Annotated in this window: 12 protein-coding genes; 9 read left to right on the top strand and 3 right to left on the bottom strand. The window is 66.4% G+C overall.

Annotated elements, in window-relative coordinates; translation table 11 throughout:
* Positions 1-97: 97 nt before the first annotated feature.
* Positions 98-5698 carry a MobF family relaxase gene (gene mobF / locus HPY32_RS29870; RefSeq protein WP_171983110.1) on the top strand — a complete coding sequence of 1867 codons (5601 nt, stop codon included), beginning with the start codon at positions 98-100 and terminating at the stop codon, positions 5696-5698.
* Positions 5699-5811: 113 nt separating this feature from the next.
* Here the strand turns inward: mobF and HPY32_RS29865 are convergent, their stop codons facing one another.
* The 3 genes from HPY32_RS29865 to HPY32_RS29855 form a co-directional block, all read right to left on the bottom strand.
* Positions 5812-5964 carry a hypothetical protein gene (locus tag HPY32_RS29865; protein ID WP_156673836.1) on the bottom strand — a complete coding sequence of 51 codons (153 nt, stop codon included), beginning with the start codon at positions 5962-5964 and terminating at the stop codon, positions 5812-5814.
* Positions 5965-6245: 281 nt separating this feature from the next.
* Positions 6246-6776 carry an NUDIX domain-containing protein gene (locus HPY32_RS29860; protein WP_067577796.1) on the bottom strand — a complete coding sequence of 177 codons (531 nt, stop codon included), beginning with the start codon at positions 6774-6776 and terminating at the stop codon, positions 6246-6248.
* Entirely contained in the window at positions 6773-8200 is a 1428-nt protein-coding gene (locus HPY32_RS29855; RefSeq protein WP_067577794.1) for a helix-turn-helix domain-containing protein, read from the bottom strand. Before HPY32_RS29855 ends, HPY32_RS29860 begins: the two co-directional genes overlap by 4 nt.
* Before the next feature lie 284 nt (positions 8201-8484).
* Here HPY32_RS29855 and HPY32_RS29850 point away from each other — a divergent pair, with 284 nt between their 5' ends.
* The 8 genes from HPY32_RS29850 to HPY32_RS29815 all read left to right on the top strand — a co-directional run bounded on the left by HPY32_RS29850 (position 8485) and on the right by HPY32_RS29815 (position 17836).
* On the top strand, positions 8485-9045 hold the full coding sequence (locus HPY32_RS29850) for an aspartyl/asparaginyl beta-hydroxylase domain-containing protein (RefSeq protein ID WP_156673835.1): 561 nt from the start codon (positions 8485-8487) through the stop codon (positions 9043-9045).
* On the top strand, positions 9042-11501 hold the full coding sequence (locus HPY32_RS29845) for a PEP/pyruvate-binding domain-containing protein (RefSeq protein WP_067577789.1): 2460 nt from the start codon (positions 9042-9044) through the stop codon (positions 11499-11501). Before HPY32_RS29850 ends, HPY32_RS29845 begins: the two co-directional genes overlap by 4 nt.
* Positions 11502-11614: 113 nt before the next feature.
* Positions 11615-12073, top strand: a complete 459-nt coding sequence (locus HPY32_RS29840; protein WP_156673834.1) for a hypothetical protein — start codon at positions 11615-11617, stop codon at positions 12071-12073.
* Positions 12067-12684: a dCTP deaminase gene (locus tag HPY32_RS29835; RefSeq protein WP_067577785.1), complete on the top strand. Its 618-nt coding sequence runs from the start codon at positions 12067-12069 to the stop codon at positions 12682-12684. Before HPY32_RS29840 ends, HPY32_RS29835 begins: the two co-directional genes overlap by 7 nt.
* Positions 12681-13544, top strand: coding sequence for a glycosyltransferase family 2 protein (locus HPY32_RS29830; RefSeq protein ID WP_067577782.1), 864 nt, complete (start codon positions 12681-12683; stop codon positions 13542-13544). The genes HPY32_RS29835 and HPY32_RS29830 overlap by 4 nt, the downstream gene beginning before the upstream one ends.
* A gap of 139 nt (positions 13545-13683) precedes the next feature.
* Entirely contained in the window at positions 13684-14769 is a 1086-nt protein-coding gene (locus tag HPY32_RS29825) for a hypothetical protein (RefSeq protein WP_156673833.1), read from the top strand.
* A 249-nt stretch (positions 14770-15018) separates the two neighbouring features.
* Complete coding sequence (locus HPY32_RS29820) at positions 15019-16215, top strand: M20 family metallopeptidase (RefSeq protein ID WP_067577776.1); 1197 nt, start codon at positions 15019-15021, stop codon at positions 16213-16215.
* A 217-nt stretch (positions 16216-16432) separates the two neighbouring features.
* Positions 16433-17836: an NsdA family TPR-like regulatory protein gene (locus HPY32_RS29815; protein WP_507236516.1), complete on the top strand. Its 1404-nt coding sequence runs from the start codon at positions 16433-16435 to the stop codon at positions 17834-17836.
* The last annotated feature ends 6 nt before the right edge of the window (positions 17837-17842 follow it).

Below are 17842 nucleotides of genomic sequence, written 5' to 3'. Positions count from 1 at the left end.
ATTACGATTCTATAACTTCCTGGGGGTTCGCGAGCAGTATCCGTTGTTCTCGTCTTCAGCCCTGGAGAACTGGCCGGTTCGGAGTTTTGATGGATATGTGACGGCGACACTGCACAAGGTGTTGGCCGGTACCGGATATCAGTATTACCTGAAGCAGGTAGCTGCCGGGGATTCCACCGAACTGGGCGCGTCCAACCTGGCCGACTATTACACCGCGCACGGCGAGGCACCGGGCACCTGGCACGGCTCCGGGCTCGCCGCTTTGGGCATTACGGCTGGTGAGAAGGTTACCGAGAGCCAGATGGAAGCACTGTTCGGGCTGGGGATACACCCGAACGCCGAACAGATCGAGGCCCACATCATCGACAGGGAGATGATGCGCGGAGCGACACCGAAAGACGCGGTCCGCGCCGCCGAGAAAGCGTCGCGATTAGGCAATCGATTTCGCATCTATGACAGCGACAACGAGTTCAGAACACGGTGCGGGCACGCCTTCGCCGCACACAATATCGCGCACGGATTAGACCCGCATGCCGCACTCTCCGACGACATTCGCGCACGGTTGCGCACCGAAGTAGCGACCGATATGTTCGTCGCCCGCTACCGTCGACCACCCCTGGATGAGCGCGAGTTGTCGGGGTGGGTGGCCCGGATCTCGCGCCCGGCGTCGGCGGCGGTGGCCGGGTTCGACATCACCTTCTCCCCGGTGAAGAGCGTGTCCGCGTTGTGGGCGATCGCCCCGAAACACGTCGCCGACCGCATTCATGCGGCGCACCTGAAGGCGGTCGATGACGCGCTCGCGTGGCTGGAGCAGCACGGCACCTACACCCGTCTCGGCCGTAACGGGGTGCGGCAGGTGGAGGTGGAGGGCTTGGTCGTGGCCCGGTTCACCCACCGCGAATCCCGCTGCGGCGACCCCGATCTGCACACCCACGCGCTGCTCGCGAACAAGGTCCGCACCCTCGACCGACAGTGGCGCGCCCTGGACGGCACCCCCATCTACCGCCTGCTGGTCACGGTCTCGGAGATCTACAACACCCGCCTGGAACTGCATTTGGAAGCCGATATCGGGGCCCAGTTCACCGAACGCACCACCGGTGTCGACCCGGGCAAGCGGCCGATCCGCGAAATCGTCGGCGTGCCCTGGGCATTGATCGAACACTGGTCGCGCCGCGACGCCGCCATCACCACCCGCCTCGGCGAGCTCACCTCCACCTTCCAGCAGCTGCTCGGCCGCGAACCGATGCCGCACGAAATGTACGGGCTGGCCGAACGCGCCACGCTGGAAACCCGCCCCGCCAAGCATCGACTGCGCAGCTACGCCGAACAGCGCACCGACTGGCGCACCCAAGCCCAGGCTGTACTTGGCGGCCGAAAAGCGTTCGCGGACACCGTCTCCGCGATCCTGCAACGCTCTCCCCAACCCCGGCCACGCGTCGATGCCGAGTGGATCGCCCGCACCGCGCAGCAGGTGCTGGCGACCGTGTCGGCCGAGCGGTCGAGTTGGCAGCGTCACCACATTCGGTCCGAGACCGAACGCCGCCTGCGCGGCCACGTCTATCGCGACCAGTGGGCGGTGGTCGCTGAAGCCGTTGTCACCGAAGCACTCTCGCCCTCCCACGCGGTCATCCGCGGGAACCCTGATATCGCCGCGGAACCCGTCTTACGGGCTGTCCCTGCCGTGTTCGCGCGCCGCAGTGGCGCCAGCGTCTACACCTCCGCGGGCACCCAGCACTACACGTCGGTGCGCGTTTTCACCGCGGAAGCACGGCTGGCCGAGCTGTCGCTGCAGCCCGGTGCGCGCACGATTGCTGCCGAGACCCTCGATGCGGCGATCCGCGCCTACAACCAGCATCCGGCGCACCGTGATCAGCAGTTGAACGCCAGCCAGATCGCGATGATCACCACCTTCACCCGATCCCCGCTGCGAATCACCACCGCGGACTCCCCCGCCGGGACCGGGAAGACCACGGCCATGGCGGTTTTGGCCGACGCCTGGCACGACAGCGGGGGCACCGTGCTCGGGTTGGCGCCGACCGCCGCCGCGGCGGCCGAGCTCGCGGCAGCGACCGGAGACCGCGTCGAAACCGTCGACCAACTCCTCACCATCCTCGACAACCACACCCCCACCGCCGAGCAACTCGCCCACCAGGACGCCGAGCGGGTGCCGCGCCTGCCGCGCTGGGTGACCCAGATCGACGCCGCCACCCTCGTCATCGTCGACGAACACGTAACCCTCTCCGACACCAAACGCCTGCAGTTGATGCGGTTCCTCACCGCCTGCGGCGCGACCATCCGCTGTGTCGGTGACACCCGGCAGTTGCCCGCGATCGAGGCCGGTGGCACCGCCACCGATCCCGGCCCGGACACGGTCACGCTGACCCATGTGCTGCGCTTCGCGGCGAAAGCCGAAGCCACCGCCACCCTCGGGGTACGCGACGGCGACCCGACCGCGCTCGGCTTCTACCTCGATCACGGCCGTATCCACGCGGGCGCACCGGGCACCGTCCTCGATGACACCTACACCGGCTGGGTCGCCGACTACACCGCCGGACGCGACACCCTGATGCTGGCGGCCACCCACGACATGGCGCGCGAGCTCAATGCCCGCGCCCGCGCCGATCGTCTCGCGCGCTCACCGCACCCGGGCGGGCGAGAAACCCGGTTGTCGGATGAGCTTTGCGCCTCCGCCGGGGACACGATCTGCACCCGCCACAACGACCGGCGGTTGCGTCTGGGTGCCACCGATTGGGTGCGTAACGGGTACCGGTGGCGCGTCGACGCCGTGCACGACGACGGCAGTATCACCGCCACGCATGTGCGGTCCGGCGGTGACTGCGGTGCCACTGTCCTGCTTCCGGCCGCGTATGTGCGCGCCTATGTGCGGCTCGGGTACGCCGCCACCATCAACTCCGTCCAGGGCATCACCGTCGGCACGTGTCATGTTGTGGTTACCGGCCGCGAGTCCCGGAACCAGTTCTATGTCGCCGTGACTCGCGGTAGGGACGCCAATCACGCCTATGTGGTGACCGCGCTCGACGGCAGCGAAACCTCCTTCTGGACCGAACCCGCCCTCCTGCCCCGCACCGCCGCCGAGGTCCTGTTGCGTGTTTTGGGGCGAGACGCCACCCAGAAATCCGCGCACACCCAACTCCACGATGCGTTGAATCCGTTTCGGCGGCTGGGTCGCGCGGTCGACATCTACCTCGACGCCATCGGCGTCGCCGCCGAAAACGCGGTCGGCCCCGAGACACTCGCGGCCTTCGATACGGCCGCGGACGCGTTGTATCCGGGCCTGACCGACGCACCCGCCTACCCGGTGTTGCGGCAACACCTGGCGACATTGGCGCTGTCGGGTGCCGATCCGATCGCGGAATTGGGGGAGGCGATCGCGGATCGGGAACTCGATACCGCCCGCGATGCCGCCGCGGTGCTGGACTGGCGACTCGATTCCTCCCGCACCCACTCCACCGGCACCGGACCGCTGCCGTGGCTGCGGGGTCTCCCCCCGCAACTGCCGCTGCTCGACGAGGTCGTGGCCGAGCAGTTGCACGCCCGCGGGCGCATCATCACCGCCCTCGCCGACCAGATCCGCACCGAGATCGCCGCCTGGACCCCGGCCACCGCACCGATGTGGGTACGCCCACTCCTCGGCGCAAACCCGTTCCTGGTAGCCGATCTCGCGATTTGGCGGGCCGCGCAGCACCTCGACGACACCGACCTACGCCTCACCGGTCCCGCCCGCAACCCGGTCCGCGAACACGAATACCAGCAACGGCTCGACGCCCGGGTGACCAACCAGCTCGGCGACCTGCATGCCGCCGCCCACACCTGGGGGCCACTGGCCAAACAGCTCGACACCCGCATCATCGACGACCCATGGTGGCCGGTACTGGCCGACCGCCTCGATATCGCCGCCCGCGCCGGACTCGACATCGACACCCTCCTCACCACCGCGGCCGGGGGGCGTCCGCTGCCGGACGAGATGCCCGCCGCGGCCCTGTGGTCGCGGCTGGAACTGGATCCGTCCGCGCTCGAGGCCGACGCCGCCGCGCACCGGCTACGCCCGGACTGGACACCGCACCTGACCGATCTACTCGGCCCCGCCACCGCCGACCGAGTGCTCGCCGACCCCGCCTGGCCGCGCGTCGTCGCCGCCGTCGACCGCGCCACCGGCACCGACTGGACACCCCACGACCTCCTCACCACCGCCCACGAACTACTGCTCAGCGCACACCCCGACACCCACCGCCCACCCCGCGACGACCAACTCGCCACCGCCCTCGCCTGGCGCATCGAAGCACTCCTCGCCCACCCCACCACCCCACCACCACCCATCGACACCCCCGACAGGAGCACCACCATGAACCCCGACACCCCACAAACCACACCCAGTGACCCGGACATGCCCGGCCCGGCGGTGCCGCCGCCCGAACACTCGGCACCGGCCGACACGACGAATCCCGGGCTGCCCGAGCATGTTCAGGCCGTCGCCGCCCTGTTCCGCAACGGCGAGGTCGACGCAGCATTGCGTGTCTGCCGCGACCGGCGCCGCGAGTTCACCACCGCCGAGCTCGATGTCATCGCCCGCGTCACCCGCACCCTCTACCGCCACAGCTACCCCGTCGCCCGCGCCCGGTTGCAGTGGGCCGCCACCAACATTCCCGCCCACCGCCGCCTCATCACCGCCTGCACACCCGCCACCGACCCCGGCCTCTACCGACCCGCCCCCGACCCGTCGCCGATGCCCGACCGCCGTGCACCCGCCCGCGATCACCGCGCATGGATCGACCACACCCGCCGCCGCCCACCCGCACCACCGGACACCACCAGCGACCTCCTCGACGCCTACCACCACGCCAACACCGACACCGACGACCCACCCCAGCACACACCGCTGCTCGCCGACGCCCAACCCAACCACATGCCCATCCCCGAAGGCACCGGTCAAACCCGCTACACCCTGCCCGGCCGTGACACCACTCCGGACGACACCTACCCCCTCGATTACGACCTCGCCGCGATCCCCGACACCCGCAGATTCGCCTGTGTCGACTGCGGAATCGAACGCCACACCACCGCGAGCACCCCACCCCCAGGCCGACGCAGCGACGACGGCCTCTGCGACGACTGCCGCGCCGACGGACGCCCCGCCATCCCCGACCACGACCCCACCGACCACATCCAAGCCCGCTGCACCCACCTCACCACCACCCGCCCCGCACCCGCCGCCCTCGCCGCACTCCGCGCCGACTGGCGCGCCGCACACACCCCCACCGACCGCGCCACCATCGAAAACTGGGTCCACCACCACCTCACCGACGACACCGCCGCCGACCATGCCCTCGGCCGCGACCCGACGCGGATGCTCACCGACACCGAACTCGCCCAACACATCCGCGACCTGCACCAGCAGCTCGCGAGCACCGACACCCGCGCCCAGATCTTCGGACCCGCCCCAGGACACCGTGACGACACCACTCAGGTCGACGACGCCCTCGCCGCCGATACGGCCTACTTCCGCGATCGGTTCGACCAACTGCGCGCCGAACAACAGCGACGTATTCGTCTCACCCCCGCCCAGCGGGTGGCGGAAGATCGCATGCGTTCTTGCACACAATCTCCCGGCATGCTCGATACCACCGAGACCGACGCAGTGATCCATGCCGTCGACCCCGACCACGGGCTCGACCTGTAGACAGACAAGCCACCACCTGGACACGGCGGTAGTCCAGCGTCGCTCGGCGAGTAGGTTGCCGTACGTGGGTCATGACGACCGCCCGACACAACCCCCGGCCGTGCTCTATCGGGTCAGTTGATCAATCTGCGTGGTAGGTGGCTCGGCGGCCACCCATTGCCGTCGTTCGGCATCCCAGCCACCAGCACCTTGCCCGGCAGCCCAGGCTCTGTCGGGTCGAGATCGATCAGCGCCACGCGCGCTTCGTCCGGCAGGTCCGCGGTCACCAGAATGGCTGCGGCGCTGACATTCTCGATGTCCAGTACGGCAGCGAGCCCACCATCGGAGATCCCGGCCTCGCTACCTGTGGGACGATTCCCCAGTGCCGAGCATGACCCACAACTGCTCGCGGCGCACCGGACTACGGCAGGCGCGGACCCGGGCGAAGAACGCGATGGTCGCATGCCCCGGCCGGGCTTGTATTCGCTGCTGGTGAGCTACCCGGCGAGGTGACCTGATCCGGCTTGGACGGCGGCCGACGCGTTGTTCGTGACACGTGGTGTCCCTCCTAGCAGGTCACCTTGCCGTTATGGAGGTAAACGACCTTTTTGGTTTCGCGTGCCTGGAGTGCCGCTTGGACGCGCGACCACATGTAGGTTCGTAGGCGTTGTTCGGCTTGTTCGGCAGTACAGAATTCGAAGGCGTCGAGTTCGTGGTCGGTAATTTCGAGTGTGTCGATCCGCTCGGCGCTGAGTGTTCCCGTGTCGAAGATGAACATGATGGAGTCGTCCCACGGGCCGTGTGGTGATACCCAGTCGACGCACAGCAGAGCGAGATCGGTGTCGAGGTGGAGTCCGAGTTCTTCGCGGAGTTCGCGACGTACGGCTTGGTCGGGTGCCTCGTTGGCTTCGGCCATTCCGCCGGGCAGGTCCCAGTCAGGTTTGTAGTTGGGGTCGACAAGCAAGATGCGGCCCTCTCTGTCGACGATGAGGGCGTCTGCACCGACTCGCTTGCGCGCCTGTCGGGCGTTGCCCTGGGCCAAGTGCGCGCGGTAGCCCTCGGGGTCGCGTTCCCACTGTGGTTGTTGCACAGAGTTCATGAGATCACCGATCGGTGTCGCGCGGGATTTGGTTGCTGGCGGTGTGGGAGCCATGTCTGGGCCCTAATGGTGTGGTCGAGGTAGTCGAGGAATGCATTCACGGTCGAACTGGTGTGGTAACGCAACAGTCGTGCGCGCAGGTCGGCGAATTGATGTACGACCAGGTAGGAGGCCAGTTCGCCGGTTCGGTTCAGGACATCGGTAGCGAGGGCGCAGGCGTGGTCGGGGTGGCCTTGGTCGGTGAGGATGGCGGCGAGGGTGAGTTGGCCGAGGGCGCGACTGCGAGTGCGGTCGGGTGGGCGGAGATCGATGATGCGCTGCGCGGCCTTCGCCGCGTGGGTGAGGTCGCCGAGCTGACGAAAGCTGCGAGCGGCTTCGCTGGCGAGGGAGCCGAGATCGAACTGGCTGATCCAAGGCGATATCACGTCAGGTGTTCCGCCTCCGAGGCTATGTTCAGCGCGGTCGAGCAGCGTGCGGACCTTCCGCGTTTCGCCCAGTACAGCGAAACAACGAGCCTGCATCGCGAGCACGCGGGCGGTGAGTTGGGGGTTGAACGGCGCCTTGGACAGCGCCATCTCGGCGTCGTATGCCTCCCGGATTGCTTCGACGGGGTCGCCCTGGTGTAGTTCAAGGTGCGCTCGGCTGGCGTGTATGTGGATGGTGAGTTGGCGATCGCGCCCGACCTTCGACAGGTCCAGGGCGCGACGGAATTGCTGGCTGGCCCGGTCGTGGTGGCCGGCGTCGTGGCTCATCCAGCCCGCCATCTCCACGATCCCGGCCGCGGCGGCGAATACCGTCGGCGTGGGGTCGTCGTCGCCGCTGAACAGCCTTGGTGCGAGCCGGGTGTTCCAGTAGTGGAGCACCTCCGAATACAGGTGCCCGCCGCCGTAGGTGCGGTCGGCATCGCGGAAGATCTGCATGGCGGCGATGTCGGCCTCGTTCGGGGGGAGATGGTCATCGAACCGCAGCAACCGGTAGCGGCCACCGTCCGGTGGCACGACGGGCTCCGATCGCGCCGCGAGGGGCGGGGGCGAGGTGCCGGGCAGCTGGAACCACAGCAACCGGGCAGGAATGTCGAGCAATCGGGCCCAGAACGCTAGGTCGTCGAGATGTTTGGTGGGTGGCCCGGTTTCGAGGCGGCTGAGCCGGGCTTGGCTCAGCCCTGCCCAGCGGGCGACGTCGGCTTGGCGCACCACGGTTGCGTGGCTGGGATGGTGTCGATAAGCGGCGATGACCCGGCCCATATGTTGCTCGGCGAGCGCGGAACGGATGGCAGCGTCGTCCCAGAACTCCGGCGGCATCGCAGGTGGCCGGTGCAGGTTGCCGCGGGCGCTGGTCACGCAGGTCGCGCAGTGGCCGGCGGCGTTGTCTCGCGCCAGAGGGGCGCCGCAGCCGCGGCAGCGCCGCCCAGCGTCGTGACCCATCGCCGCTCACCCTTGTCTGCGATATCCGGTCGAATTCACAGTGCGTGGTCAGCCGAGTGTATGCGCGGAAGGGTGATTCGGGCTGGGCGTATTACCGCACACGCATATCGAATAACCGATCGGGAGTACGCCGTCGCCCTGTGCTGGCGCATGGTGATCCATGGCACATCATCGTGTGAGAGCAAAGGGGAGAGGCCGTGAATCATTTGCCCACCAAGGCTATTGGCACCAGTGAGACCCGCGCTGAGGAGTTCTATCGGGGCCCGTCCGATGCCGTGTTCGATGTGAACTTGCTGAGGCAGGCGTGTGATCAGGTGATGGAACGAGTTGGGCTGCTGGTCACCGACCGCGCCGGGGACTCGATGACTTGTGTGTCGCTGACCCACCGTCCCGGTGCGGTCGATCCACTGGCCGACGGGTTGGAGTCGCAGTTCGCACCCGATGGCACACTGCGGTATCTGGAAAGCGAATTCTGCTGCTTCAACGACGATTTCGCAGATACTTACTTCGCGACAGTTTGGCGGTCGGTGAGGGCACTGTATCCGGTGGGCCGGATGCGGCTAATGATTGTGGGCCCCCAGCAGATCTACCGGATGCACGCGGATGCGACCAAACGCGCGCATCTGGCAATCCATACCGACCCGGACGCCTTTCTCGTCGGCCCGGATGGGCACGGCCATCACGTACCCGCCGACGGGCGGCTGCGAGTGTTCGACACTCGGCTGCGGCACACCGCATTCAACGCCGGTACCACGCAACGGGTGCATCTGACGATCTCGATGGCCAGCACCGAGCGCCGCCACCACACCGCATTGCTGCGCCGGACGGACGAGGCCGACCGATGACAATCCTGACCGGTGAGGAAATCCGCCGCCAATGGCAGCGCGGCGCGATCCGGATCGACCCGTTCGACGAGTCACGACTTAATCCCAACAGCTACAACTTCACCCTCGGTGACACCGTGCGCGTGTACAGCTCGCCGGAGCTGGACGCGCGGGTGGACAACCCGACCACCGAGATCCTGATCCCCCACGAGGGATTCGTCCTCGAAGAGGGACGGCTGTATCTGGCTGCGACGGCGGAAGTGCTGGGCGGCGCCATGTTCGCACCGACATTCTCCGCCCGGTCGAGCATCGCGCGGCTGGGTCTGTCGATCCACCTGTCCTCGGGGCTCGGCGACATCGGCTACGTGGGCCACTGGACGCTGCAACTGCTCGCCACCGCACCGGTGCGGGTATATCCGGGGATGGAGATCGGGCAGATGATGTGGTGGGTGCCGTCGGGAGACATCATCTGCTACAACGGCAAATACCAAGGCGCGCAAGGCCCTCGCGCCAGCGAGAGCTGGCGCACCCTCGACCGCGATGTCGCCCGCATCCGTTTCCCCGGCACGGATGGACCAGGCATGGATCCGGCCCGCGTGGGCGCGAAAGCCGCCACCCTCGCGCGGCTCGCGCCCCGGGTACCGGTGCCGGATCTCGTCGCGGTGACGGCAACGGAATTCACCGACGCGCTAGCACCGCAGACAGTCGAGCAAATCAAAGCTATCTTCTCGGATCTGCAGGCCACCGTCGGGGCGAATATCGTCGAGGACGCGGCCCGTCTCGCCGAATTGCTCGCCGATATCGCGCTACCGGTATATGGTCGGGAACTTCTGGCGCGGCGGCTGAGTGAAGTGTTCACCCCGCAGACCCGGTTCGCGGTGCGGTCCTCGGCAGCCGGGGAAGACTCGACCACAGCCTCGCACGCGGGCGTCTACGACAGCGTGCTGGACGTCGCCGCCGCCGATGTGCCTGCCGCCGTGGCTGCGGTCTGGCGCTCCTACTACTCACTGGCGGCAGTGACTACCCGATTGCGGGGCGGAGATCTCGACCCGGCACCGCGGATGGCAGTCATCGTGCAGGCCATGATCGAACCCGACATCGCGGGCATCGCTATCACCGGCCTGGACCCCACAGACCCCGACCGAGTGCATATCGAGGCCGTCCGCGGCCGAGCCGACGCGCTCGCGGGTGGTGTCGCAACCCCGGACCACAATCTCCTGTCCGCCAGTGACGCCGCGCGTATCGGCCAGCTCGTCGATGCCGTACGCACACAGCTCGGGCGCCCGGCGATGGATATCGAGTGGGTGCGCGCGGGTGATCAGCAACTGTATGTGGTGCAGGCGCGGCCGAACACCGCCCGCCACACCGGCCGCCGCACCGAGCCTGCGGTTGTCCGGCTCTACGACGAGCCGATCCCAGCCGATATCCCGCTTGGACCGATCGGCCCGGCCGTGGCGCACTTCATCGCCAAACGCCGCATGGCCGTCCAACTCGCCACCACACTGGACCTCAGCACAGGCGTCGCCTTCGTCGTGTACGTCCCCGCCGACCCCGAATCCAGCTGGTACAGCGCGTTGGCCACAGTGCTGGATCCTGCGCTCGACGGAGCCCGGGTGATCGTGGACGCCAGCGAGTTCGAACGCCAGACCATCATCGACTACGCACACCTGCACACCCACCTCGAGCGGCTATTGGCCACCACTCCGGTCGGCGAACCGCTGACACTGCTGGTGCGTCAGTACGTCACAGGGCACCGGGGCGTGATCAGCCGTCACACCGGCGGGGAATACTACGCCGAGACGTCTACCGACGGGCTGCTGGCGATGAACCGCGGCACCGCCGCCTGCACGGAAATCCGTTTCACCGCCGACATGCCCGCCCCTGCCGCGAGCATCTTCGGCGGCACCGCCAACGTGCGCCACATGGTGGAGTTCAGTACGCGGCTGGAGCAGCAGTTGGGCCCGGTCACCGTGGAATGGGTGGTCGACCCGGACGGCACCGTCCATTACATCGACCACACCGTGCTCGGCACAGGCCACCCCCACGCCTTCGCCCAACCCGCCGCCGATGACGCGCTCATGCTCGCCGAGGGCCGGTGCGTCGGCCGGGTAGTGCGCGTCACCGATGACGCTGTCCTGCAACGGTTGTCGGTGGCCCCGGCGGTCAGCGTCAGCGGCGGTGTCGACGTCAGCGGCCACCGTGTCATCGCCGACGCCGTGGCCCGCGCCCGAGAGATCCGCGCCGACGGCGCGCAGGTGATCATCTCCGCACGCCACCCCTACGCGATCCTCGCCGCCCTCGTCGGCCACGTCGACGGCTTCCTGTTCGACTCGGCCTCTCGCTTGTGCCACCTCGCAATCATCTTGCGGGAGAACCACATTCCCGCCGCCGTGCACCACGCCCGCCACGGCACGCTGGTGATGCTCGACGACGGCGCGGTCTACACCCTCACCCCGTCCGGAGACGATCGACCATGACTCCTACTCCTGATCCCACACCGCCGCTAGCCCGTGTATGCCTGTTGGGTCATTCCGGCGCAGGCAAATCCACCACTGCGGTGTTCATCCGCTCCGCAGTCTCCCGTCGGTCGATGTCGTGTGCGGTGGTGAAGGTCGCCGCGCCGCTGTATGAGCTGCAACAGGCGTTCTACACCCGGCTGGGGCAACCATTGCCCGCCGGGCAGCAGGACCAGCAACTGCTCGAGGCGCTCGCCCGCCTGATCCGCAGACGTCACGCCCGGTTCCTCGTCGACGACTTCCTCACCCGCGCCGCGGCAGCTCACGCCGACGTGCTGGTCAACGACGACGTGCGCTCCTACGACATCGACTACCCCGAGTTGCGGCGGCGTGGCTGGACCGCCGTGCGGATCTCGACGTCGGATGACCTACGGGGCAAGCGCCTGGCCGCCCAGGGCTACGTGAGCCTGTCCGACGCCAGCACCACCGGTGTCGACGCCATCGAGGTTGACTACGAGATCCGCAACGACGGCACGCTCGCCGATCTGGAGACAACGGTGTCGCACCTGATGAACCAGGTCCTGTCGTGCTGACCGGGCCCGCCATTCACACCGCGCTACGCCGCGGCGACATCGTGATCGACCCGTTCGACGTCACCGGGCTGTGTGCTAACAGCTACGCCTTCCACCTCGGCGACGACCTGCTGCGCTATACCCCACCAGTAGATGGTGTCCTCGACCCACGCATCGACATCCCGGCCGTGTCGACCCCGTTGCCAGGCACGGGGTATGTGCTGCGGCCGGGCGCGCTGTATCTGGCGGCGACGCGAGAAGCGATGGGCGCCACCTGTTTTGCCGCGACCCTGCACGCCTGTCGATCGGTGTCCTCACTCGGATTGCGAATCCAACTGTCGGCGCCGCTGGGGCACTGCGGCGCGGTGATCCCCTGGACACTCGAACTGCGGGCGGCGATGCCGGTGCGTGTATATCCCGGCATGACGATCGGCAAGATCGCGTTCTGGCCGATGTACGGTCATCCCCGCCTGTACACCGGCCGCTACACCGGATCCGGCGGGGCGGTTCGGTCGCTGCTGGCTGCCGATTGCCCCGCGTCGGACCAGCCGACAGTGATACCGTCCGCCGGACCCGATCCGGCACCACCACCGGTCAACCATGCGCCCAAGCGAGAGGTACCACAGCGATGAGCAGCATCGATGTCATCATCCTCACCTACAACAGCGCCCAGCTGCTGCGCGAGGCCGTCGCCTCGGTGCGCGCGCAAACCATCGCCGACCAGGTGAGGATCACCGTCATCGACAACGCCTCCGGAGACGACACCCTCGCCGTGGCCCGCGAGCTCGGCATCGACCCCATCGCCAATCCAGTCAACATCGGATTCGCCGCCGCCATCAACCAGGCCGCCGCCACCAGCCACGGCGACTACGTCACGATCCTGAATCCCGACGCGGCACTGGGTGATCCGAAGTGCCTGGAAGCGCTGCTTGCCACCCTCGATGACGAACAGATCGGCGTCGTCGGCACCCGAATGCTCACCGACGGCAAACCGTACCCCAACGGCCGCCGCTTCCCGTCCACCACAACCGCCGCCCGCCACGCTGTTATGGGCATCCTGCGCCCCGGCAACACCGCCACCCAGGAATACTTCGGCGACGCGTTCGGCCGCGCCGACGCCGACCAACCCGTCGACTGGGTGTCGGGCTGCTGCCTGATGATGCGCCGTCCGCTGTGGGAAGAGATGGGCGGGTTCGACGAACGATATTGGATGTATCTCGAAGATTGCGACCTGTGCTGGCGGCTGCGCCAACGCGGCTACCGGACCGTGCTGTCCGGACCGGCATGGGTCATCCACCGCGGCGGCCAATCCAGCCGCACCCGCAAAACCAAATCCCTGTGGCACCACCACCGCAGCGCCCTCATCTTCTACGCCACCACGCGCTCCGGCTGGAAACGCGCCCTCCTGCCCGCCGCCGCAGCCTTCCTCACCGCCCGCTTGGGCGTGCTCGTCGCAGTGAACACCGCACGCCGCGTCATCGCCCGCGACTGATCGAATTCGCCTGAACAACACCATATCTGGGGGACTCTTTGCCATGCCTGAAAACCCACGCTGCTGGCTGATAATGGGGCCGTGGCACAGCCGCTACGGCCATCCCACCCGCACCACCGCTGATGCCGCCGACCGCGCCGTGCACCGCCTGGTCGACGTCCACACCGTCGGCGGCCACGCGACTCGCGTCCTACGGTGGGATCAGTTACGCGACAGCCGATCCGTACACCACATCACCGGCACCGGCCGCGTCGTCGCAGCCGACGAGACCATCACCTACACCGACCTCACGCTCACCGTGCACGGCAGCCGACCGATACCCGACGCGATGCCGCTAACCTTGCTGATGCCCGACACCGGCGGATGGCTGGCATACCTACCCATCCGGCTCGGTCCTGACGACGCCCTCTTCCACCACGTCGACACCATCGACGCCATCACCCGCCGCCGATACACACCGCCGCCCGCAGTCCTCGCACAAACCCTCCAACGGCTACCGATGTACTCGAAAATGGTTGGCAGCCACGAATGCTGGTACTTCACCCAAGACCCCGACATCGAGTACGAGCACAAGCTCACCCTCGACTCCGACACAGACATCTACGCCCTCGCCCGCGACATCAACAACCAGATCGGGCGCGGCAAACTCAGCCACTATCGCCCCGAATTCCGCAACGACTTCGAACTCTGGCAATTCGGCAACCACATGTTCGCCATCACAGGACCCGACAAGTCCGATGCCGGCTACGCCTCCTTCATCCCTCACATCAACGGCGGCTACACTCTCAAACGCAAACAGTTCCATCACGACGGATTCGCCCGAATCGAACGCAAAATCGACTGTCCACACGAATTAGCCACAAATGCCGATATGCACGCCTACCTCACCCACCAACTCGGCCTGGACGCTCACCACCTCGGTAGCTTTGACCGCATCCGCTTCGACAACATGCTCGAAAACAACGAAACCGGCCACATCTATTCAATAACGACCGATAGATGCATATTCGGCGAATATCACGCTGCCCTACAACAGCTCGAAATCGAGTACATCCGATCTCGGGGCAACACCCGAGAATGCCGCGACGAAATCATCGACGAACTCAACCACTTGAAAACATGGACACAGACATTCCTCAACGGGCGTAACATTGTGTTCCGTTCGGACTACACCTCCAAATACACCAGTCTTCTCCAATTGGCCGACAAGGCGGCATCACACTAATCGCGCGATGCTGCGAAAAACCGACAACTCAAACAATATAATGGCAACCACAGCACTGGTATACAGCGGCCCGCCCCACATCAAAACCTTCGGAGGCACGGTGAACGCACCGGTCCAAATCCTTGACCAATCCCCGGACACCACACTCTCCGATGTGGAAACCGCCTGCACCATCTCGCCGACCATCGCGGACGCGGCAGACCTCCACCCCAGACGCCGGAGCACCGCCGACTCGAAAATGACTCACCGGTGATCCACGAATTGCTCGAACACGGTCGCGCAGACGCCGACTCGGTCATCGAGCTGGCGTCCGCGTTGATCCGCCAACCCTCGCGCGGCGGGATCGATGACTACGGACCGGTCCTCGCTGTCGCACAGACATGGCTGACCGAGCACGGTTTACCGTGCCGACGGCTGCACGGACCGGACCGCAACGTCGTCGGACTGGCGTGCGAGATCGTAGGAGCCATTCCGGGCCCGACCTGGGTCTTGGATGCCTGCCTGGACACCGCACCATTCGGAGACGAGCGCGCTTGGTCGTTTCCACCGACAGCAGGTGATGTGGTCGACAGCTGGTTGCGCGGCCGAGGGGCCGCCGATTCCAAAAGCGGCGCAGCGCTTTTCTGTCACATCGCTGCCGCAGTGGCCCCCCACGCCGATCAGCTCACGGGAACACTCACCGTGCTGCTCGACGTCGACGAACACACCGGCGTGTTCGGGGGTGCGCGAGCATTCCTCACCGATCACGGCACAGCGCCGATCGGCGGCGTATTGATCGGATACCCAGGAATCGACGACGTTGTCGTCGGAGGACGAGGTATGCTCCGGGCCCGCCTGCACGTACACGGTGTAGCCGAACATTCCGGCGCATCCAACTCCTCACCGATCAACGCGGTAAGCCGGGCCGCGTGCCTGATCACGGCGCTGGACGCGATCGAACTTCCCGCCGCCGAGACAAGCAGGTTTCCTCTGCCGCCGAAACTGACCGTGACCGGCGTGCACGGCGGTGAAGGATTCAGCGCGGTACCCGACTGCTGCGTGGTCAGCGTGGACATCCGGCTCACCGATGCCCTGGACGCCGATTCCGCGGCAAAGCTACTGCGACAGGTGGTCACCGAGTTCGATCACGATCACCCGGCGCCCAGACCGACCACGATCGAGACGGTCATGACGTGGCCACCGTTCCTGCTCAGCGAGCGCGATCAGCCTGCGGCGGCGCTGCTGGCCAGCGCACGAGAAGCAGGAATCAACGCCCGCCCGAAGGTCGCCGGCCCATCCAACATTGGAAATCTGCTCAGCGGCTACGGAATTCGCGCCACCGCAGGATTCGGTTTGCGCTACCGGGGCCTGCACGGCATCGACGAATGCGTCGACCTGGACATGCTGCCAGCAGTTCACGCCGCCTACCACCGCTGTGTGAGGTCGTTGATGGACGCCGACTCGTAATGTCACCACCGCTCCCCGAATCCCGTACTCGGTGGAGCAACACGGTCGACACCGGATCGGCGAAACCCAACGGTCCGACGTCTGTCCGTGTCTGCCTGAGATCATCACGGGTGGTTGTGGTTACCCTGTAATCTGCTGCCTTCTGCATCTACTCCCGTGCTGATGCAGGCGAGTCTATTCTCATGTGTCGGGCATCACTCGACGGAGGTGAACCTCGATGGGAGACGGTTTGTCGCGTAGAGGCTCGGCATGGGGGCGTCAACTGCGGGCCTACCGAAGAGATGTGTTGAGGCTGAAGCAAGAAGAATTCGCGGCAGCCCTGGTACAAGCGGCAGCGCAGCGTGGTCTGTCGTTGGCCTGTAGTCAGGGGCACGTCTCGCGCTGGGAGCGTGGCATCGTCAAGCATCCGTGGCCTACCTATGTCGATGTTCTGCGTGACCTGGGTGCGCCGGTCCCGGACGCCGTAGTCGATGCGGAGGACGCCGTATCCGATGCCGAGATCGCGCCGTATGCTTTACCACCCGTCGCGGTTACCGTGGAGGATGTGGAGCGCCGAACTTTTTTAGCCGCTATCGCCGCGGCGGCGACTGTCGGTTCCACGGCCGACTTGCGGCCGTGGTTCCCAGAGTTCGTCTCTGCTGGCCGTATGCCGATTCCGGGCAACGTCGGGATGGCGGATGTTGAGTTCGTCCAGCGTGTCACGGCGAGTCTGCGCGGGCTGGACCAGCGGCATGGCGGTTTCGCGGTGGTGGACTCCGCCTCGGGATTGCTGAGTTGGAGTCGCGGCCTGTTGCACAAATGCGAGGACGACTCCATCGCTACCGAGATGGCGACGGCATTGGCTGACCTCGCGCGTCTGACCGGGTGGGCGTACTACGACGTAGGCCAGCACAGCCGCGCTCGCAGTTACCTGACGCTGGGACTGTCGTATGCACGTGGCGCCAGCGCGGATAGCCTCGCCGCGTCGATTCTGTACGTCTTGGGTCGTGTCAGTTTGGTCGAGCGTCAGCCACGAGAAGCGTTGCGAATCTTTCAGCTTGGGCAGATCAGTGCTCAGGATGCCTCGAACGCTGCCGAATCCGCTCGGCTGTACAGCAACGAGGCGTGGGCACACGCCATGATGGGCAACCAGCAACAGATGAACGATGCGCTGGCGAGAGCCGAGCACGAGATCGCCCGCGCCGACAGGGCGAAAGCCGATCCTTGGAATGCGTTCTTCTTCACTGCCGGAGAACATGCCGGCCTCACATCAGCCATATTCAATGAACTGGCGGTCGCCAGCGACGATGCCAGCACCGTCGAACGCTACACACTCCGTGCGTTGGAGCAGATACGGGACTCGCTCGTGTCGGCCGGACCCGATCGACCAGCCCGCAGCGTGCTGTTCGACCACACCCTCGCCGCGAGCTGTCAGTTCCGGCTCGGGGACGTTGCATCGGGTGTGGTTTCGGCCGCTACGGCGCTCGCGATGACCAGCGAGGTACTGAGCGCTCGTGTCGTCGGTCGACTGCAGACGATGAGTAGCGCAGCGGAACCGTTTCGGAGGCACGCGGATGTGCAGGAGGTGCGCTACCAAGTCGGGCAGCTGGCGTTGCCTGCACCGAAACCCCTCCCGAGCTGACTGCCC

The sequence above is a fragment of the Nocardia terpenica genome, assembly GCF_013186535.1.
GTDB lineage: Bacteria > Actinomycetota > Actinomycetes > Mycobacteriales > Mycobacteriaceae > Nocardia > Nocardia terpenica.
Note: the sequence above shows the minus strand (reverse complement) of the source record. Positions and strands in the feature narration are given on the sequence as shown.